Consider the following 19625-nt stretch of genomic DNA (forward strand, 5'->3'; position numbering starts at 1 on the left):
AACGGCTTCGGGCCCGGACCGCATACCTTGCAGACCTTTGGCTCAGCCTTATTTCACCCGCACGCACGCGCACACGCGCCCGCACGCGGGAGCGGGGACCGCCCGAAGGTCTGCAAGGTATGCGGTCCGGGCATGAAAAGCCTTGAATCCAAGGGATTTCGCCCCGCATACCTCGTCCCCGAGGTCTGCGGAAGGTCTGCGAAAGGTCTGCAATGGGGGGCGGCCCGGGTGAGACGTGAGGGCCGGGCCGGTCAGGGTCGGGCCGGCTACACGCCGATCGCCGCCGCCGCCGGCTCGGCGGTCGCGGCCGGCTCCGCCGGCTCGAGGCGGAACAGCTGCCGCCCGCTGTGGTCGCGGCCGGCGGCCCGGACGCGGACCCCGCCCTGGACGCGGTCCGCCCACTTCTTGAGGGCCGCCCCGAGCCGGGTCCGCTGGCTCCGCTCCCCGCCGTCGCCGAGGACGGCGTCGAGCAGCGCCTTGCCGGCCGCCAGCCGGTACAGGTCGGCGACGCCGACGGCCCGGTCGCCGTGCGCGGCCCGCCACGCGTGCAGGAACGCCGGCCAGTCGTCGGCCGCCGCCTGGGCCTCGCGGAAGGCCGCCCGGTTGCCGAGCAGCCCGTGGACGCCGGCCACGCCCAAGATGCCGCCCACGACCTCGGCCCACGCCTCGTACATGCCCATCGCCTGGGTGCCCGCCGGCCGGCCGCGGGCGAGCCACGCCCGGACCAGCGTCAGCACGGCCCCGACGAGGCGGCCGCGGTTGCCCTTCACCCACGCGAGGAGGCGGGGGTGGCGGAACCCGGCCCGCTCGGCCGGCCGCTCGACCCCGGCGTCGAGCCGGCACAGGAGGGTGCGGCGGGCGAGCTCCCGGGACAGGGCGACGTTGTTCCCGGTCCCGACCCACACCGCCCGGTTCCGCACCCGGACCATCTTCGACAGCCCGAGCAGCCGATCCGACCACGTCTCGGTCGTCAACGCCGCCGCGAGGCTGCCGGCGTCGAGCGGGCGGTTGAGGTTGTCGAGGAACAGGACCGGGCCGCCCTCGACGAGCTCGGCCGTGATTCGCTTCCGCCACTCGGCGTCGCTCTCGGCCTCCGGGACGGGCGGGGCGTCCCGGCCGAGGGCGACCCACAGGACGGCCTTGGCCAGGAGCGTCTTGCCGGTCCCCTCCGTCGGGGCGTCGATCAGGTGCAGCGGGGTGGGGCCGTCGACCAGGGCCCGGGCGAACGGGAGGACGAGGCAGGCGACGGCGTGGGCCCGGCTCGCTTGGTCGGCGAACGGGAAGTCGCCGAGCAGGTCGTCGACGATGAGGCCGCGGGCGGCGGCGACGTCCGCGTCGGTCGGCTCGGCCGGGACCGGGGGGACGTCGAGGCCCGGGGCCGGCGCGAGCCACAGGCCGGACGGCGGGTCGTACCCGGGGGCGGCGACGAGCCGGCCGGCGGCGTCGAACGCCGGGGCCGCGACGACGCCGCGGAGGGGCGGGACGTTCGGCCACGCCGGGAGGGCGGCGACGTCCCGGACGACGTCCAGCGGCGGGGCGACGTCGAGGTCCTCCGGCCCGGCGGCGGTGGCGTGGACCTCGACCCAGCAGGCCGAGCGGGCGAGGACGCCGCGGAGGGCGTCCCGGGCGAGCGGCTCGGCCCGGGCCGGGCCGTCGTCGTCCGCGGGGCGGACGCGGGCGAGGGCCCCGCCGAACCGGAACAGGGCGGGCGGGTCGTTGACGTCCGCGAGGGCGGCGAGGGCGGCGGCCGTGACGTCGGGGAGCTGGCGGCCGTTGACGACGATCCGGCGGGGCCCCCCGTCAGGCGAGGTCCCGTCCAGGCCGGCGTCCGGCGGGGGCGGGGCGGGGGGTTCCGCGGGGTGGAAGTGGCCGGCGTCCGGCGGGCCGATGGCGGCCTTGAACGCCTGCCACGTGCGGTGGACGCAGGACGCGTGGAAGCAGTGGGCGGACATCTTCCCGTCCGGGGCCTGCATGACGCACGCGTCCGGGTCGGCGTGGGCCGGGTCGAACGGGCAGCGGGCGAGAACGTACACCGTGCGGCCGCCGGCCGCGGCACCGTCCTTGACCCGGAACCCGACGCCGCGGGCGGCCAGCCACGCGGCCACGTCCAGCCGCCCCGCCGTGCGGCCGCGGCCGCCCCGGCCGGTCCCGCGCGACCGCCCGGCGGGCCGCGCGACCGCCGCCGGGGCCGCGACCGGGGTGGCCTCCGCGGCGAGAACCTCGATCAATTCCCGCGGGACGACCTCCAGGTGGTCCGGGACGGCCAGGAGGCGGGCCCGGCGGTGCGGCCGATCGGCCGTGTGGTCCCCCTTGCGAGCCAACGTCCCCGGGACCTTCCCCAGCCGCCCGGGGTTGAACACCGCCGGGTCGACCGCGGCCGCCGGCGTGTCGAACCGGCGGGCGAGGGCGGCGAGGGCCCGGCGGACGAGGCCGCCGTCGTCGGCCGGCAGGTCGACCCGGTACAGCAGGTGGTAGCCGTTCCCGCTGTCCGCCACCACCGGCTCGGGCCACCCCCGGGCGTGCAGGTCCTCCCGGGCGGCGAGCGCCACGTCCCCGGCGGCCGCCTTCTCGGCGTCGGTGGCGGACACCTTGCCCGGCCGCCGGGGGTCGACGTCGACCAGCAGCCACCGGCGGGCGAGGACGTCCGCGTCGGTGGAGGCGTCCCCCTTGCCGGCCCGCTGCAGCCGGTCGCGGCGGCGGGCGTGGAGGGCCGGGGCGAGCGGGTTCAGGGTGGCGTACACCCCGGTCGCCCCCGCCGGGGCGTCGAGGGCGGCCTTCGCGAGGCCGGCCCCGTCTCCGGCCATGAAGAACCCGGTGTGGGCGGCCGGCGGGTAGTTGCCGTTCGGGACGTCGAGGGCCCGGACCTCGACCACCTGGTCGGGGGCGAACAGGGCCCGGCACCACCCGGCCACGAGGGCGACGGCGGCCGCCTCGTCGAGGGTGCGGGCGGGCGGGGCGAGGTCGATCGCGGGCAAGGGCAGTCGGGGGTCGGCCACGGGGGCACCTCGGGGTGATGGTCCGGGGCGGCCCGCGCCGCCGGTTCGCCACCACGCCCTCGCCCGCGGCGCCGGCACGTGATCGTCCACCTAACTACTTCGCAGTCGGCCCGCGTTCTGGCGGGAAAAGGGTCACGAATTGTGGATCTTGTGCCGCTCGAACGCGGCGCGGAGGGCGCGGACGTCGCGGGCGAGGGCGGCCCGGGGGACGCCCCGGGACCGCGCCGCGGCGGCGAGCGTCCCTTGCGAGAGGTCGGCGGCCAGGGCCCGGAGGGCGGCCGGCAGCCCGGCGAGCACGGCCGCCACGTCCAGCGCGAGGTGCAGCCGGGCGATCGGGTCGCGCGGGTCGCGCGGGTCGGCGGCGTCCGGCCCGAGCCCGTCGCGGCCGGACGCTTGCGGCCCGGCCCGGGCCTTTCGGGTGCCCCGCCGCCGCCGGGCGTCGACGACGCCCCGCGCGACGACGGCCGTGACGAACGCCTCGGCCGGGCCGACCCGGGGGTCGAACCGCCGCCCGGCCCGGACGAGCCGGAGGTACAGGTCCTGGGCCAGGTCGTCGCGGTCGGCGGGCTGGATGCGGGCCCGCGCGACCGCCCCGCGGACGCGGGCGTGGGCGAACGTGGAGGCGGACAGGGGATGGCCGGGCACGGCGGCCGGCGGGACCCGGCCGGGGGAAGTGGGAACCGACTGGAACGAACGAACCACGTCAACGCCTCCGCTTCGCGGCCAGTCTCTCTTACCAGAGGGTGAATGAATCGACGTCGAAGACTTCCGCCCCGGCCTACGCCCGGGCCTCGACCAGCGTCATGAACGGGATTCCGTTCTTGAACTCGATGCTCTCGACCACCCCGTCGCCGATCGCGTCGAGGAGGGCGAACAGCTCGACCCACTGCTGCTTGAGTCGGAACGCCGGGGCGTGGAGCTCCGGCCGCGGGCCGTTCTCGGCCGCGTGCTTGACCTGCCGGACGAGCCGGGGCGGCGGGTCGAGGACCGGCTCCCCGCCGCGGACCGGCAGGGCGTACAGGGTGCCGAAGTTGAACCGCTGGAACAGTTCCAGGAGCGCGCGGCGGGCGGGCGAGAGGCTCGCCTTGTCGACGGTCTGGGGCATGGGTCGGGTCTCCGGGTCGGGGCGAACGCCGGGGAGATGTCCCCGGCCCCGCCGGCGGCGCGGGCACGGGCCCGGTCGCGTGGGAGAAGTATGGCGGGGGCCGCTGAAATGCCGTTGGAGGTGTCGCTGAAAAGCCGCTGAAACTTCCCGCCGTGCCGCCCGCCGCCGCGTCGGGCGGGATGATGAGGGGCGGCGGGAGGGGAAGGCGATGATTAGGCCGGGGCGACGGGCTCGGCGGCCGGGGCGGCCAGCACGACCCGGTAGTGGTCGGCCTGGTCGCCGTCGATCCCGACGCCGTGCAGGCCCGCGTCCCGGAGCTTGCGGCGGAGGTTACTGACCGTCCGCTGGACGGTGTTCTTCTCGACGCGCCGGCCGTCCCACACGGACGCCATCAGGTCGGCGACCGGGACGTACCCCTTCCGCCGGTCCCACAAGAGCCGCAGGACGCGGAACTCCATCGTGTTCCCGAGGAAGCACTCCCGGCCGCCGTGGGCGGCCGCGAACCGGTCCGGGTGGACGGCGAACTCGCCGGCCGGCGGGCCGGCCGCCCCGTCCCGGCGGACCGCCGTCGCCCCGCCGGCCGGCTCGACCCGGCCGACGACGACGCCCAGCAGCGAGTTCGCCGGGAACGCCTGGCGGGCGATCCGGTCGGCGTGGGCGGCGACGGCCCCGCGGACGGCGGCCCGGACGCCCGCCGCGTGCCGGCCGTACAGGTCGAACAACCGCCCGAGCCCGGCCGCCCCGCCGGCGTACGGCAGTGCCCGGCTGACCTCCGGGTACCGGGCCGCGAACGCGGCCGCCGTCGGCAGCCCCACGAACTCCTCCGCGAACCCGGTGTACCGCTCGGCGAGCGTCAGCTCGGCCCCGGCCCGCTCCCCCGTGACCACGTCCGACCGGTACCCGGCGGCCGGGTCCTCGGCGTCCGACAGCCCGGCGGCGAGCGCCGCCAGCCGGCGGTCGACGCACTGCGTGCACCGGCCGCAGTGCGTGAACCCCCCGGTCAGCGCGCGGGTGTGGACGCAGCTGCTCGTCATCGCGCACAGGTCGGCGTGCCCGTGGGCCTTCAGCCGGGCGAGCACGTCGGCCTTCGTCAGCCACTGGTACGGGTTCTGGACGGCGAACGGCCGGTCGAACAGGGCGGAGAAGAACGCGGCGAACCGGGCGAGCGTCTGCGGGTGGGTGGTCCGGGACGCGAGCGCCCCGACCAGCTCCCCGCTGACCGGGAGGTTCAGGCCGGTGACGCCGTTCTCGTAGAACCGGACGCGGTCCCGGCCGACGAGCTGGGCGGCGATCGCGGCCACGGCCGCGAACAGGAACGACCGGGTCCGCTGCGTGTAGTCGTCGACGGCCGCCCGGCCGCGGTTGACGGCCACGGCGACGTGGAACGGCCGCAGGTCGGGCTGGGGCACCCGGGCCGTGACGGCGTCGGCGAGGGCCCGCTGCCGGGCGTACGCGTTGTTCTGGGGCCGGTGGCTGACGAGCACGACCCGGCGGTGGCCGACGAGGGCCTCGTCGACCGCCCCGCCCAGGGAGTCGAGGCCGCCGGAGAACAGGACGACCTCGTCGAACTCCTCCCCGGGGGCCAGGCGGACTTGGTCGGTGAGGTACCGGTCGGGCGGGGGCGGGGCCGGGTGCGGGGCGAAGTGGAACTCCCACGGCTCGTCGGCCAGGAACCCGAGCGCCGCCTCGAGCCCGCCCCGGACGGCCGGGCGGGTCCAGAGGTCGGGGCGGCGGACGGGGACGGCCAGCCGCATCCGCCGCCGCCACCGCCCGCCGTAGTCGAACGCCCGGGTCCCGCCCCGGGACGCGACCTGGTCGGCGACGTACACGTACGCGGCGACCTCCAGCAGGTCGGCCAGGTGGTCCGGCAGGGAGGAGCTCAGCCGGGCGGCGAGGCGGTCGACCTCGAGCCGGATCCGCCCCGGGCCCGGCATAGTGGTCAGCGCGTGGGCCGCCGCCCCGGCCGCGAGCCGCCGGGGGACCTGGCGGGCGGGCAGGCCGCCGCACACGACCAGGTGGGGGTCAGACACGCCCGGCCTCCCCCCGCACGAGCAGCTCGGCCCGCAGCTTTTTCATGCAGACGCGGGCGAACGCCCGGGCCTGGGCCTCGGTCACGCCTTGCTCGAACCTCGCCTTGGAGAACCAGTCGCGGGCGTACCGCCGGACGATCTCGGCCGCCTCCCGGCAGTGCACCTCCAGGTCGTCCGCGAACGCCCGGCGGGCGGCCCGGTCGGGGAACCGGCCGTTCCCGCCGACGTGGTGCGACAGCTCGCGGTCGAGGTGGTAGTGCAGGAACCGCTGGGCGAACCGGGCGAAGAACTCGTGGGCGAGGGCGGAGAACCCCCGCGGGGTGGACAGCTCGCGGGCGGCGGCCCGGACCTCGTCGCCGCCGGGGAACAAGGTGGCCCCGCGGTCGCCCAGACACCGGGTCAGGGCCTCGTTCGCGGCCAGCTCGGCCAGGTCGGCGAAGTCGGTGCGGGCGTGGCGGGCCGCGGCGTACCAGTCCTGGAGGGCTTGCGAGACGCCGGCCGTGAGGTCCGGCAGGGCCGGCGGGTCGGGGACGCGGATCAGCAGGTGCTCGAGGGCGGCGGCGAAGTGCGTCTGGCGGGCGGCGAGGACGATTCGGGCGAGGAGGAATACGACGCGGGCGACGCCGGGGTCGCGGCCGGCGTCGGCGAGGGCCCGGGCGGCCGCCTGGGTCGTGGCCTGGGCGACCGCGGCGGCGGCCGCCCCGCCGGCGACGTGGCCGACCACCCGCCGCCACGGCCGGGTGTCCGGAAGGGTTTTCAGCCGCGCGTGGCCCATCGCCCGTCGCCCCCGGTGCCGCGTGTCGCGGGAAGGGAAGTCCGGGAGCGATGCTAGAAGACGGGACGAGAGCCGCACGATGTCGGTAGTGATATTTTGTACAAATTCGCGCCGGCTCAGGTCGGCTCGCGCCGGCGGCTCAACTCCCGCCACATCTTCCGCTGCCGCGCCCAGTCGAGCGTCGCCGCGATCGGCTGCAGGTCCCGCAACAGGACCGGGTCGCCGCCGGCCGTCACCCGCGGCAGGTGCAGGAGCTCCTCCTGGACGTCCGGGGCGAGGTTGAGCAGGGCCATGACCTGCGTCACCCGCGGCCGGCTCACCTGCCCCAACTCCGCGAGGTCGGCGTACCGCTCGACGACGCCCGCGCGGATCAACTCCTCGCACCGGATCGCTAGCGCCATCCACCGCGAGACCTTCGGCACCCGGCCCGGCTCCCGCCCGGCGGCCGGGTCCGGGCCGGGGAGCAACTCCTTCCGGGCCCCGCGGCCCCGCCGGTCTACATGCACTTCGCACTCCACCGTCAACACGGATGCCTCGCTCATGCCCGTCGCGCCTCCCGCTCGTCCGCCAGTTCTCTCGCCAGCGTGCGGACGCCCGCCGGCCGGAACCGGACCGCCACCTTGCCCCGCCGCCCGTCGTACTCCACCCGCTCGACCAGCAGGCGGACCACCCGCCGCTGCTCCCGCGGAGCGAGGGCCTCCCACACCGGGTCGAACAGCGACAGCGCCGCCGCGGCCTCGTCCTCGGTGACGAGCTGCCGCTGCGCGGCGGCGACCTGGTCGCGGATCGCGCGGGACCGGCCCTCGACGGCGGCGACCCGCTCCTGTAGCTCGGCCAGCCGGCGGACCACGGCCTCATTCCCGTCCCCCGGCCTGAACAGGCCCGACAGGTGCCGCATCTCCCCGTGCCACGCCCGCAGGTCCGTCTCGATCGCCTGCTGCTCCCGCTCCAACTCCGCCGTTCGGGCCTCGTCTTGTTGCCGCGCCTGGGTAAGGACCGCGGCCCGGACGGCGGGGTCCCGGCCGACGGCCCGGATCTGGTTCACGAGCACCGGCTCGATGGCGTGGGCCGGGACGGACTTCGCCGGGCACGTCGCCCACCCGTTCCGGGCCGCGGCGGTGCACGTGTAGTACCGGTACCGCTTGCTCCCCTTCGTGGTGTGGGACGGGGACATGGCGGCGTCGCACGCGGCGCACCGGAGCAGGCCGCCGAGCAGGGCGTCCCCGGCCCCGGCCCGGCCGCCCCCGGCCCCCGACCGGCCGTTCCGGGCCAGGTGCGCCTGCACCCGCTGCCAGACCGCGGCGTCCACGACCGCGGCGTGCTCGCCGGCGTGGACCTCGGCCTTGTACCGGACCTTGCCGACGTACACCGGGTTGGTGAGCAGGTGGTACAGGCTGGTGCGGGTGAACGCGCTCCCGCCCCGGAACCCGCCCTTGCGGAGCTCCCACCGCTTGTTCGCCCACCCCCGCTCCCGGAGCTCCTCCACGACGGGGAGCAGGGAGCCGTGCTCGAGGTAGAGGGCGAAGATGGCCCGCACCCGGTCGGCCTCGGCGTCGTTGACCTTGAGCTTGAACCCGGCCGGGTCGACGTCGTACCCGAGGACCGGCCACCCGCCGGCCCACTTCCCCTTCCGCCGGGTGGCCGCGATCTTGTCCCGCGTCCGCTCGCTGACGATCTCCCGCTCGAACTGGGCGAAGCTGAGGAGGACGTTGAGCACCAGCCGGCCCATGCTGGAGGCCGTGTTGAACTGCTGCGTCACCGACACGAACCCGACGTTGTACTGCTCGAACGTCCGCATGAGGGCGGCGAAGTCGAGCAGGCTGCGGGACAGCCGGTCGACCTTGTACACGACCACGCAGTCCACCCGCCCGGCCTCGACGTCCCGCATCAGGCGTTGCAGCCCCGGGCGGTCGGTGTTCCCGCCGGTGAACCCGCCGTCGTCGTACCGGTCCGCGAGGCACGCCCACCCGGCGCCGGCCTGGGAGCGGACGTAGGCTTCGCCGGCCTCCCGCTGGGCGTCGAGCGAGTTGAACTCCTGCTCCAGCCCCTCCTCCGAGGACTTGCGGGTGTACACGGCGCACCGGACCACGGGCAGGGTCGCGGGCGGGGCGTCGGCCTTCTTGCGGGTCACTTCGCGCCCCCCTTCGCCGTGCCGAGGCGGAAGAACAGGTAGCCGTTGCAGTGGCTGCCGGTGACGGCCTTCGCCACCGCGGACAGGGACGGGTAGACGAGGCCGGCGTGCTCGAACCCCTGCGCGAGCACCCGGACCCGGAGCTGTTGGCCCTTGTACGCGCGGGTGATGACCGAGCCGGGGGGCGGGAGCCGGCGGTCGGCCGGGAACGGCAGCGTCGCCACATCGCCGTCGGCCGCGGCTGTGACCTTCGCCGGGGTTCCCTTCGGGGCCGGCGGGACGGTCGCGCGGAGCTCGGCGTTCTCGGCGAGTTCCGCCGCCCGCTGGCGGGCGCGCTCGGTCAGGCCGCCGTGGGCGTTGGCCTGGACCTTCCAGGCGATCCGCTTGACGAGCCACGCCTTGTTCCGGGCGTTCGTCTGGTCGCCGAACGCCGCGGCGTACCGGTCGCGGAGGTCCTTGACCGACAGCCGGGGCAGGGCCGCCAACTGCTGCGCGATCGCGGGGGTCGGGTCCATGCGTGTCTCCTCTCGCGGGGGTGGGGTCGTCTCCGGTCCGTTAACCGGTGGTGACAGTGAGCCACGTGTCCGCGCGGACAGCAACGTCAGAATCGCGGGATTCCGGGACTATCTGCGTGGCAGAAGGCGAGGTGTGGCCCGGCGTGACGGGCGGCGGGCCGAGGGCGGCCCGGTCGCGGAGCCGCAGGAGGCCGCGGGCGAGGATCGCGGCGAGCTCGTCGCGGCGGTCGTCGGGCGAGAGGGTGGCGGGGTCGAGGTCGGGTCGCACGGGGGCCTCCGGGTGGGGGACCCAGCGACCTCCACCTCGTGGCCGGCGGCTGACGGCGCGAACGCGCCTACCTAACTACTTCGCAGCGGGCGTGCGAAATGATGAAAAAAAACGGGTTTGGAATCAGATTCTGGTGGTGCGCCCGAATGCCAACGACGACCGCCCGGGCCACGGTTGCTCAACGTACCCCGAACGCCACTCCCAGTCCTCGTCGTTTGTCAAGGTACCGCGTCCGCGCGAACGCCGGAGTTCCCCGAGGGAACGCGGCGGTCCCGTGGACGGCAGCGGGAGGGGTGGAATAAACTCGACTTTCGACACCAATTTCCTTCGGGCCGCCACTAATGACCGAACAGAACTCCGTGACCGTGTGGCTGGAACACCTGCGGGTTGGCGACCCGGAGGCCGCCCGGGAGTTGTGGAACCGGTACTTCGGGCGGTTGGTGTCGCTCGCCCGCGGGCGGCTTGCCGCGCGGGTGCGGCGGGCGGCCGACGAGGAGGACGTGGCCCTGAGCGCCTTCCACAGCTTCTGCCGGGCGGCCGAGGCGGGCCGGTTCCCGCGGCTGGACGACCGGGACGACCTGTGGGCCGTCCTCGTCACCCTGACCGAGCGGAAGGCGTTCGCCCTGGCCGACCGGGAGTCAGCCCGGAAGCGCGGCGGCGGGGCGGTACGCGGGGACTCGGTGTTCGAGGCCGGCGACGGCCGGGCGGCCCCGGACCCGACCCCGGCGTTCGCCGCCGAGGTGGCCGACGAGTGCGAGCGGCTGCTCGCCCGGCTGGACGCCCGCGACCCGGAACTGCGGCGGATCGCCGGGTGGAAGCTGGAGGGGCACACCAACGAGGAGGTGGCCACGCTGGCCGGCAAGTCGCTCGCCACCGTCGAGCGGAAGCTGGCCGTCATCCGCTCCCTCTGGACCCAGGACGCCCCGCGATGAGCCCCGCGCAGCGGTTCGACGACCTGCCGCCGGACGCCCAGCTGCGGCTGGACGCGGTGTGCGACCGGTTCGAGGCCGAGTGGCGGGCCGGGCGGACGCCGGACATGGCCGAATACTTGGCCGCGGCCGACGAAGCGGACCGCCCCGTCCTGCGAGGGCTACTCACGGGGATCGACGCCGAGTATCGCCGGGCCGCCCCGGACGCCGACGCGCCGCGGGTCCGGCTGACCGTCACCGCCGGCCCGCACGCCGGGAAAGAATACGTGTTCGATGGGCACGACACGTTCCTCGTCGGCCGGTCGAACGACGCCCACTTCCGTCTCGGTTACGACGACCCGTACTTCTCCCGCCGCCACTTCATGATCGAGGTCAACCCGCCGCGGGTGCGGGTGCTCGACTTGAGCAGCCGGAACGGGACGCACGTGAACGGGGCGCGGGTTGAGGTGGCAGAGGTCACCGACGGGGACGAGATCACGGCCGGGCACACGGTGTTCCGCGTCCGCGTACCCCCACCCGACCCGGACGCCCAGGGCACACTCCGATTGCCGGCCGTCCCGCCGTCGAAGCCGGACCCATCCCAACCGAATGGCGACTACCGGCCGACGAGGGCGGCACCCGGCTACCGGTTCGGGCCGGAACTCGGCCGCGGCGGGATGGGGGTGGTGTACCGGGCGACGCGGATTGAAGACGGGGCCGATGTGGCGGTCAAAACCATCATCCCGGCCGTCACGGTAACCCGCAAGCAGGTGGACCGGTTCCTCCGGGAGGCGGACATCCTCCGGCGGCTGCGACACCCGAACATTGTGGCGTTTCACGAGGTGGGCGAGGCCGGGGGGATGATCTACCTGGCGATGGAACTGGTCGCCGGCCCGACCGCCGGGGAGTTGGTCCGGCGGTCGGGACCGCTGGGCGTGCCGACCGCCGTTCGGATCGCCTGCCAGCTCCTCGCAGCCCTCGGGCACGCCCACGCCCGGGGGTTCGTCCACCGCGACGTGAAGCCGGGGAACTTGCTGATCGGCGGGGCGAAGGGGAAGCGGGTGGTCAAGCTAGCCGACTTCGGGCTGGCGCGGGCGTACGACGCGAGCCAGCTGAGCGGGCTGACGATGCAGGGGGAGGTCGGCGGCACCCCGGCGTTCATGGCCCCGGAGCAGGTGACGCACTACCGGGAGGTGAAGCCTTCGGCCGACCAGTACTCGGCCGCCGCCACCCTGTACCACCTGCTCACCGGGGCGAACCCGCACGACCTGCCGGGGGACGTCGGGCGGCAACTGGTGCTGATCATCACCGCCCCGCCGGTCCCGGTCCGCCAACGGCGGCCCGACCTGCCGGCGGGGTTGGCCACGGCGGTGGATCGGGCCCTTTCCCGCGAACCGGAGCACCGGTTCCCGGACGTCGCCGCGTTCCGAAAGGCCCTCCGGCCGTTCGCCGGAGCGTCGTAGCGGTTCCGCGCCATCAACGGGTCGGATCGGTAGTTGTGAGGCGTACACAATCCTCGTCGGGTCGGAGCCGGCGTCGGCCTCTCGTCGCGAAATGCGGCGGCGAAAAAATAGATCGCACCTCGCGGGATCGACAGGGGCGGGGTACGGATCGTCGTCCGTACCCCTGGGTCGGCTGGTCTTGATCCTCCCTCGGTCGCCCGCGGCGGTCAGCTGATGGTGAACTTCGTGTCGGGCGACCATTTGGTTTCGCCGACGTTCTTGGTCGCCTTCTCAGAACCTTCCGTGATCCGCTCGCGGTAGCGGGTGGAGTACCGGCCGGCCTCCAGATCTCGCAGGGTCAGCTCATTCCGCTTGGTGGTCTCCTTGACCTTTTTCGACTGGGACTGGCTCGCCCGGCCGACGTCGGACATGTCGCCGCTATCGAACGAGAAGCCGGCCGGGGTGATCCGCTCTTCCATCGTGTTCAGGGTCAGCGAAACCTTGTTGGTTTGCTTCCGCGGGGCCGGTTGGGCGTCGCTGCCGAAGAAGGCGGTTAGGGTGCGGGTGATGAAGTTCGCCATGATCGGGTCTCCTGTTCCGGGTTTTCGGCCGCCCGAATTGGGCGGCTACACCCCTCGGATGGGAAACCCCGCCGGGAACCCCTCACGGAATCCCGAAAAAATTCCGACCAACCCGGTTGCCCTCTTCGTTCCGCTCGTAGAAGGACTGCACGCCGTCCGCCGGCCACGCCTTCAGCGACTCGACCAGGTACTGGCCGGCAGCCGTCATGTTGTTGTCGAACAGCAGCTCGACCTCGTGGGATTCGGCCGGCCGCGCGAGCTTGACCGAGTTGGCATACCGCAGCTCGTTCCGGGACGTGGGAACGTACCACCTGATCAATACGCCGTTCAGGTAGCACTCTACCCACCCGCCCTTGACGACGACCGTGACGACGTCGGACGCGTCGGGCGTGCGGCGGACGTGGGGGATGCTGTTGATGAACCGGAGCGGCCGGTTCCCGTCGTGCCGGAGGACGGCGCGCTCGTACTCGTCGAACGTCGCCAGCGTCCGGACGTTGGTGTTCTTGGGCGGGCCCGACACGCGAACGGCGGACGACGACAGGTCGGGGGCGACGCACCGCACGCCGAGGAACTGGAGGTAGGTCGCGAAGACCGGGTTGGCCGCGGTCGGCCGGCCGACGACTTGAAGGACGAATTCCTTCGGGACCTTGCCGAGCGGGTTGGTTGTCGTGAGCGTCAGCGCGGGTACGGACACCTTGAGCCCCGTGCGGTCCCCCTCCGCCGTCGCCCCGCCGTCCATCTTCTTCCCGACCTTGGCCGCGTCCGCCGCCTTGCGGAAGTCGAGGTCGAGGACCGGCTTCACCTTGCTCGTGTCCGGGGGGCCGTAGATCGCCCGGATGCGTTCGAGGTTCGGCTCCTTCTCGCTCCCGCCGCTGGTCGGGATGGCCTTCAGGTACACGTCGGCGGCGTGGCGGCGGACGACGTACTGCTCGCGACCCGCAAGGGTGTCGGCGAGCTTCCACCACGCGTCCCCGGCGGTGCGGAGCGGCCCGACCTGGATGCCCGCCGCCTGCTCGGCCCGGGCCGCCGCCTTCCACCCGTCGGCGTCGGCGAGTTCCAGGTAGGCGAGGGCCTCGTCCCACTTGAACTCGGTCAGGGCCAGGTGCTTCCCGCGGGAAAGGTTGGCGACCGGGTCTTTCGGATCGGCCTTGAGCGCCGCCAGGACGGCCGCCTGCGTGTCGCCGGCCGGGACGGCCTTCGGGGCGGGAGGCGGCGTGGCCGTCGGCAACGGCCAGACGGTGAGGGATTCGAGTTCCACGGCCGGAAGGGAAACCCCCTCTTCCCTCCACAACCAAAAGCCGATGTTCCCAGGGCCGATCGCGTTCGGCAACTCCAGGGGGGGGCCTGCCAACAGATAGTTCACGTAGACTTCGCACCGCCGGCCGCGAACGGCCACCGTCACCTCGTTGACTTCCCCCGGAGGTTTGAACGGGCCGTTTTTGAAGTGGCCTTGGTGGAACGACCCGATTTGCTGCCCCATCGCCGATTGCTGGACAAACATACCGTTGCCCTTGAACTTGAACGAAGTTCTTGTCTTCGGATCGTCGACCGCGTTGAAATGCCAGAACAATTGCCCTTCGAACGGCGCGACCAGGCGCACCACGAGGGTCGCAACGAACTGATCCGGGATGCGACCAAAATCCCGCGTGTCGTCGTACCCCGATGCCCTGCCGTTGTGTCGAATGACGAACTTTCCGCCTTCCAGCTTGATCGGCTTGCCGTCGATCGTGGTCTTCGGGTCGCGGAAATCGTGGGCGAATAGCGGCTTCACCCCCGTCAGGTCCGGCAACTTGGGGGTTTCACCGACGGGGAGCGTGGCGGGGTGCAGCGTCACCTCCGCGAACTCCGCCGTCGTGGTGTCGGCCGCCCGGTGTTTGTAGACGGACAGGCCGAATTTCCGCCCGGCCGGCTTGGCCGGCAACCGGACGCCCTCCAGCACGCGGCCGCCGTTGACGAACACGTCCAGCCGGTCGCCCCGGACGACCGCGACCATCTCGTCCAGCCCGTCCGCCGGCCGCGGGCCCGGCTTGCCGGTCCACGCGCGCCGGACGCCGCCGCCCTTCCCGTCGTTCAGGAAGCAGTTGCCGCCGTCGGCCAGCACGTTCAGGTGGTACCCGTCGGGGCCGTCCCCGAGGATGAGCTTCCACTCGTCGAACGGGCCGCCGGTGACCCGGCCGCGGGCCTTCAGCGTGAACTCGTCCGGCAGGGTGACGGCGGGGTCGATGACCAGCGGGACGTACCCGCCGGCGGCCGTGCGGCGGACGGTCAGCCGATCGGCGGCGAACGTCGCCGACATGCCGTCGAACGTGCGGCCGTGCAGCTTGGACAGGTCGAGGGCGGCGAGCGGCTTCGGCCCGGTCACCACGGGAAGGCCGGGCGGCGACGATTTGACCTCCCGCATCCGCAGGGCGTGGATCGCGAACTGATTGGTGGCGTTGGCCATGACCTCGACGCTACCGTCGCCGAACGGCGTGCCGAACCGATCGCCGGCATCGATTTTCTTGACGCCGTCGAAGAACACCTGGATGCGGTCCCCGAACGTGACCACGTTGACGCGGACGTTGGCATCTGCCGGGGGGGCTTCCGCGGACCCGAGGTCGTCGATCTGGTCGACCCGCGGGGCGAAGCGGGTCCGGAACTTCTGCAACTTGGCGAGACCGCTGCCTTCACTGTTGAAGAGCAGACGATACCCGGTCCGTGACCACTCGTCACGCTCCTTGCTGCGCCACTTCAGCAACCCGCCGGCGAGCCCGCGGGCGGTTAGCTCGATCTCCTGCCCTTGGGTGCTCAACGGCAACTGCTCGTCGCGGAAGATGAGGCTGCTGTCTCGCCCTTGCGGTCCCCGCCACGACCCGTCCGTCACCTTCCAACGGATGCTTTCGTGATCACCGTCAAAGCGGCCGGAGGTCTGGAAGTCGTACTTTTTGAGGCGGACGTGCCCCTCCGTGAACACATCCTGCCACGCCGGGGCCGTCGTCGATTCGGTTGGCGGCGTCAGTTCCTTCACCTCGATCGACGCAATCTCGAGAACGGTGTTCTGGAAAACCTGGAAGCCGATCCGCCCGCGGGCGTGCAGCCGGTCCGGGTCGGTGTAGTCGGCAGTAGGCGTGCCATTCACCAACACCCGGACCCGATTGCCCTCCGCGATAACGTCCAAGTTCAACCACCCAGTCGCCGTGGCTTCACCCGACGGGGCGGTGGCGACTTGCTCGCTCGACCTACGGTACAGGTTGCCGGTGCGGTTCGGGTTGGCGGCCGGGGCGTTCCGCAACCGCACGAAGTACCCGTGTCGGTCGTCCTCGCGGGGCAGCCCGGTTCGCACCAACAGCCCGCTGTTCCCGCCGTCGTTCACCCGCACCTTGGCCCGAACGTGGACGTCGCCGAAGTCGTCCCGCTCCGTGACCATTTTGCCCGGCCCGTCGTTGCCCTTTCCGACCAGCACGCCGGTCTCGACGGCCCAATTCACCGTGAGACTGGCCCTGGCCCGCCGCCACCCGGTCAGGTCCTTGCCGTTGAACAGCGGCACGAACCCGTCGGACGGCGGCGGCCCGGCCGCGACCGGCGGCGCGACCACCGGTCGCGCGTCGTCGGTCTTGGCGACCGGCTCGTTCCGTTCGGGCGTTGCCTCGCTTTGCTTCGGGCGATCGGTCAACAACAGAGCGACGGTGACGACCAGCGCCAGGGCCGCGGCCACCCCGCCGGCGACCAGCGGCCACCGGCGGCGGGCGGCGGGCGGGGCCGCCGGCGGCAGTGCTAGAACCTCGGCCGACCGGCTCGCCCTGACGGTAGGGTCGGTCGCCCGCAGGTACTCGTCCAACGCTTCCGCGAACGCCGTCATCGACGGCACCCGGTCGCCGACCTCCTTCGCCATCGCCCGCCGGCAGATCGCGGCCAGCCGCGGGTCGGCGTCCGGGCGGAACTCGGCCACCGGCGGCACCGGGGCGGTCAGGATTTGCCCCATCACCATGCCGACCGCCCCGCGGTACGGGACGCGGCCGGTGAGCAACTCGAACAGCACCACGCCCAGGGCGTACACGTCCGCGGCCGGGCCGATCTTGTCCACCTCCCCGCGGACCTGCTCCGGGGCCATGTAGCTCGGCGTGCCGAGGACCGCCCCGGCGTGCGTCAGCTTCGCCTCCTGCGCGTCGGCCTCGGGGTCGGCCACCCGCTTGGCCAGCCCGAAGTCCATCACCACCGGCTCGCCGGCCGGCGTCACCATCACGTTGCCGGGCTTCAGGTCGCGGTGGACGATCCCCTTGTCGTGCGCCGCCTGCAGCGCGCGGGCGACGGTCCGGGCGAGGTCGGCCGCCCGCCGCTCCGGCATCGGCCGGTCCGGGTCGATCTCGGCGTCCAGCGGCTTCCCGTCGATGAACGCCATCGTGATGAACGGCCGCCCGTTCTGCCGGCCCACGTCGAACACGGTGCAGACGTTCGGGTGGGCCAGCCCGGCGGCGGCTTGCGCCTCCCGCAGGAACCGCTCGACCCGCTGCGGCGACTCGCCGGCCGCGAACGTCGGGAGCTTCAACGCCACGTGCCGGCGGAGGGCGGTGTCGTCGGCCAGGTAGACGGCCCCCATGCCGCCGCGGCCGAGCCGCCGCAGGACGCGGTACCGGCCGAACTCCGCCGGGAGTTTGGGGAACGGGTCATCAGCCTTGACGACCGGCCGGGTGTCCGCCGGCCCGCCGTCCAGCGTTGGCCTTGCTGAGAACTGCCGGCCGCATACCCGGCACCGGACAGACCGGCCGACGAACTCGTCCGGGGCGAGTGACACCTTGCCGCAGGCGGGGTTCGGGCACTGGATGGGGACCGGCATCGTATAGAGCCTCTTCACCGACCGGTCCGCGCGGCGGGGCCGTCGGAGGACGGAAACCTAGCGCGGGGGACTCCTGCCCCGAAGGGCATGATTCGTCTAGGACACGTGACGGTACGAACTTACCAATACGCACCATCACACGCGAGTTAGGGGATAGATCTCACCCTTTGAAGTATAGTTCAGCCGCGGGGCTGCATCTCACGCGAGGGGTTGAAATAATTCGCGGTCTCAGCCACCGGCGAGGCCGTCGAACGCCGCAGCGTCCGGTCCCTCGCCCGGCTTGACCCCTTCCGCGAAAACTCGATGGCAGCGTCTCTTTTCTGTCCCAGAACCTCGAACCCAGTTCCAGAGTTTGTTCAGGGCGATCTGAGTTAGCAAGTTCCAGAGGTTCTGCTAGTCGCCTAGGGCGAACGGTTGTCCTACATGCGGACGGAAGAACGATATAAGAGCTGAGTTCGACACGGACTCGGGTCGGCCTTCGTCCAATTCCGGCCCAACTACCGGTGTGGTTGCGGCCGCCTTGGCCGGGACAAAAACCAACGGGGCCGACCGCCGGTGGTCGGACCGCGCCTTGCTTAAAGAAGGTTGGAGATTCGAGGTCAAGGGCGGCTGCTCAGGGCTCTCCCGGAGACCGCATTTAGGGCCTGGGGCCCGGCCTGAAGCGGGATGTGCTGTTAACCCGCCGGTCGGGGGCTGCAGAGAGTTCGAGAGTTTTTCTCTGTTCGTCTCGGGGTGCGAGACGAACCCGGCCGTTTCGCCTCGGACCCCGGGTCGAACAGCCCGAACTGGAGAGTCGGCGAGAGTCTCGCGAAACGCGAGAAGTGCTTTGAAATCAGGCCGGAAATGCGGACGGCCGAGAGCACCCGCTCTCGGCCGTCTGTGTTAACCCGCGGGTGCGACGTTCCGCAGCCCGGCTGACGAACTCCTCCGGTAGGATTCGAACCTACGACCCGCCGGTTAACAGCCGGCTGCTCTACCGCTGAGCTACAGAGGAATGTCTCTCGACACCGGATTTATAGGCGACAACTGGCCCAGCAGCAAGGGGAGTCATTCAATACCACCCCACCACCCACCGGAGCCTCACGATGCGGTTAGCGACCATCCTCTCCCCACACGGCCCGCGGGCCGCCGTCGTTGCCGGCGATCACTTCGTCGACGTCCACGCCACCGATCCGGGGCTGCCGAGCTGCGCCAAGAACATCCTTGCGGCGTCGCCGGCCGTCCGGCAGGCCGTCGCCGCCACGGCGGCCGCCCCGAGCGCCGTCAGGTACGAGGCCAACGCCGTGAAGCTGCTCGCGCCGGTCCCGAAGCCGGGCAAGATCGTCTGCGTCGGGCTGAACTACCGCGACCACGCCATCGAGGGCGGCAAGGCGATCCCGACGGAGCCGGTCATCTTCGCGAAGTACCCGAACACCATCGTCGCGCACGGCGACCCGATCAAGCTGCCGAAAGTCGCCGATAAGGTGGACTTCGAGGCGGAGCTTGTGATCGTGATCGGCAAGACGGCGACGAACGTACCGAACGACCCGTCGGCGTTCCAGTACGTCGGCGGGTACACGTGCGGGCACGACGTGTCCGCCCGCGACTGGCAGTTCCGCGGCGAGGAGAAGCAGTGGACCATCGGCAAGACGTTCGACACGTTCGCCCCGACCGGGCCGTGGATCGTGACCAGTGACGAGAAGTTCGACCCGCACAACGCGAAGATTCAACTGCGGCTGAACGGCCAGACGATGCAGAACTCCAGCACGAAGGAATTCATCTTCCAGGTCCCGGCGATGCTCGCGTTCATCACGCAGGTCATCACGCTGGAGCCGGGCGACCTGATCTTCACCGGCACGCCGCCGGGCGTCGGCATCGCCCGCAAGCCGCCGGTGCTGCTGAAGGCCGGGGACGTGTGCGAGGTCGAGATCGACGGCATCGGGGTGCTGAAGAACCCGGTCGTGGCGGCCGCTTAAGTACGTAGGGTGGTGGGGGGGGGGGGGGGGCCCCCCCCCGGGGGGGCCGGCCCCCCCCCCCCCCCCCAAAAAGGCGCGGGGCGCCACAACCCACCACGGCCAAACA

14 protein-coding genes and 1 tRNA gene are annotated in these 19625 nt (G+C 72.7%); 3 read left to right on the forward strand and 12 right to left on the reverse strand.

Annotation, left to right across the window (positions count from 1 at the left end; translation table 11 throughout):
* Positions 1-266: 266 nt before the first annotated feature.
* The 9 genes from AC5JJ2_RS10050 to AC5JJ2_RS10090 all read right to left on the reverse strand — a co-directional run bounded on the left by AC5JJ2_RS10050 (position 267) and on the right by AC5JJ2_RS10090 (position 9820).
* On the reverse strand, positions 267-2996 hold the full coding sequence (locus AC5JJ2_RS10050) for a hypothetical protein (protein ID WP_495857849.1): 2730 nt from the start codon (positions 2994-2996) through the stop codon (positions 267-269).
* 132 nt (positions 2997-3128) lie between these two features.
* The gene (locus tag AC5JJ2_RS10055) at positions 3129-3698 is read right to left on the reverse strand and encodes a sigma factor (RefSeq protein WP_495857850.1); all 570 of its coding nucleotides are present in this window, start codon (positions 3696-3698) and stop codon (positions 3129-3131) included.
* A 76-nt stretch (positions 3699-3774) separates the two neighbouring features.
* Positions 3775-4101 (reverse strand): hypothetical protein, encoded by a 327-nt coding sequence (locus AC5JJ2_RS10060; RefSeq protein ID WP_495857851.1) that lies wholly within the window; start codon positions 4099-4101, stop codon positions 3775-3777.
* Positions 4102-4313: 212 nt separating this feature from the next.
* Positions 4314-6131 (reverse strand): winged helix-turn-helix domain-containing protein, encoded by a 1818-nt coding sequence (locus AC5JJ2_RS10065; RefSeq protein WP_495857852.1) that lies wholly within the window; start codon positions 6129-6131, stop codon positions 4314-4316.
* Positions 6124-6906 carry a hypothetical protein gene (locus AC5JJ2_RS10070; RefSeq protein ID WP_495857853.1) on the reverse strand — a complete coding sequence of 261 codons (783 nt, stop codon included), beginning with the start codon at positions 6904-6906 and terminating at the stop codon, positions 6124-6126. The genes AC5JJ2_RS10065 and AC5JJ2_RS10070 overlap by 8 nt, the downstream gene beginning before the upstream one ends.
* A 116-nt stretch (positions 6907-7022) precedes the next feature.
* The gene (locus AC5JJ2_RS10075) at positions 7023-7448 is read right to left on the reverse strand and encodes a hypothetical protein (RefSeq protein ID WP_495857854.1); all 426 of its coding nucleotides are present in this window, start codon (positions 7446-7448) and stop codon (positions 7023-7025) included.
* Positions 7445-9037 (reverse strand): recombinase family protein, encoded by a 1593-nt coding sequence (locus AC5JJ2_RS10080; RefSeq protein ID WP_495857855.1) that lies wholly within the window; start codon positions 9035-9037, stop codon positions 7445-7447. The genes AC5JJ2_RS10075 and AC5JJ2_RS10080 overlap by 4 nt, the downstream gene beginning before the upstream one ends.
* A complete protein-coding gene (locus AC5JJ2_RS10085; RefSeq protein ID WP_495857856.1) occupies positions 9034-9552 on the reverse strand; it encodes a DUF2924 domain-containing protein in 519 nt (172 codons plus the stop codon). Before AC5JJ2_RS10085 ends, AC5JJ2_RS10080 begins: the two co-directional genes overlap by 4 nt.
* Before the next feature lie 40 nt (positions 9553-9592).
* Positions 9593-9820: a hypothetical protein gene (locus AC5JJ2_RS10090; protein WP_495857857.1), complete on the reverse strand. Its 228-nt coding sequence runs from the start codon at positions 9818-9820 to the stop codon at positions 9593-9595.
* A gap of 341 nt (positions 9821-10161) precedes the next feature.
* On the opposite strand from AC5JJ2_RS10090, the gene AC5JJ2_RS10095 reads away from it, so the two are divergent.
* Both AC5JJ2_RS10095 and AC5JJ2_RS10100 read left to right on the forward strand, forming a co-directional pair.
* Entirely contained in the window at positions 10162-10752 is a 591-nt protein-coding gene (locus tag AC5JJ2_RS10095; protein ID WP_495857858.1) for an ECF-type sigma factor, read from the forward strand.
* Positions 10749-12191 (forward strand): protein kinase domain-containing protein, encoded by a 1443-nt coding sequence (locus AC5JJ2_RS10100; protein WP_495857859.1) that lies wholly within the window; start codon positions 10749-10751, stop codon positions 12189-12191. The genes AC5JJ2_RS10095 and AC5JJ2_RS10100 overlap by 4 nt, the downstream gene beginning before the upstream one ends.
* A gap of 206 nt (positions 12192-12397) precedes the next feature.
* Here the strand turns inward: AC5JJ2_RS10100 and AC5JJ2_RS10105 are convergent, their stop codons facing one another.
* The 3 genes from AC5JJ2_RS10105 to AC5JJ2_RS10115 form a co-directional block, all read right to left on the reverse strand.
* The gene (locus tag AC5JJ2_RS10105) at positions 12398-12751 is read right to left on the reverse strand and encodes a hypothetical protein (RefSeq protein WP_495857860.1); all 354 of its coding nucleotides are present in this window, start codon (positions 12749-12751) and stop codon (positions 12398-12400) included.
* Positions 12752-12833: 82 nt separating this feature from the next.
* Positions 12834-17564: a protein kinase domain-containing protein gene (locus tag AC5JJ2_RS10110; RefSeq protein ID WP_495857861.1), complete on the reverse strand. Its 4731-nt coding sequence runs from the start codon at positions 17562-17564 to the stop codon at positions 12834-12836.
* A gap of 922 nt (positions 17565-18486) precedes the next feature.
* Positions 18487-18558: transfer RNA gene (locus AC5JJ2_RS10115), tRNA-Asn, on the reverse strand.
* Positions 18559-18649: 91 nt separating this feature from the next.
* Here AC5JJ2_RS10115 and AC5JJ2_RS10120 point away from each other — a divergent pair.
* Positions 18650-19519: a fumarylacetoacetate hydrolase family protein gene (locus AC5JJ2_RS10120; RefSeq protein ID WP_495857862.1), complete on the forward strand. Its 870-nt coding sequence runs from the start codon at positions 18650-18652 to the stop codon at positions 19517-19519.
* Positions 19520-19625 lie beyond the last annotated feature (106 nt).

This window comes from Limnoglobus sp. (assembly GCF_059499385.1).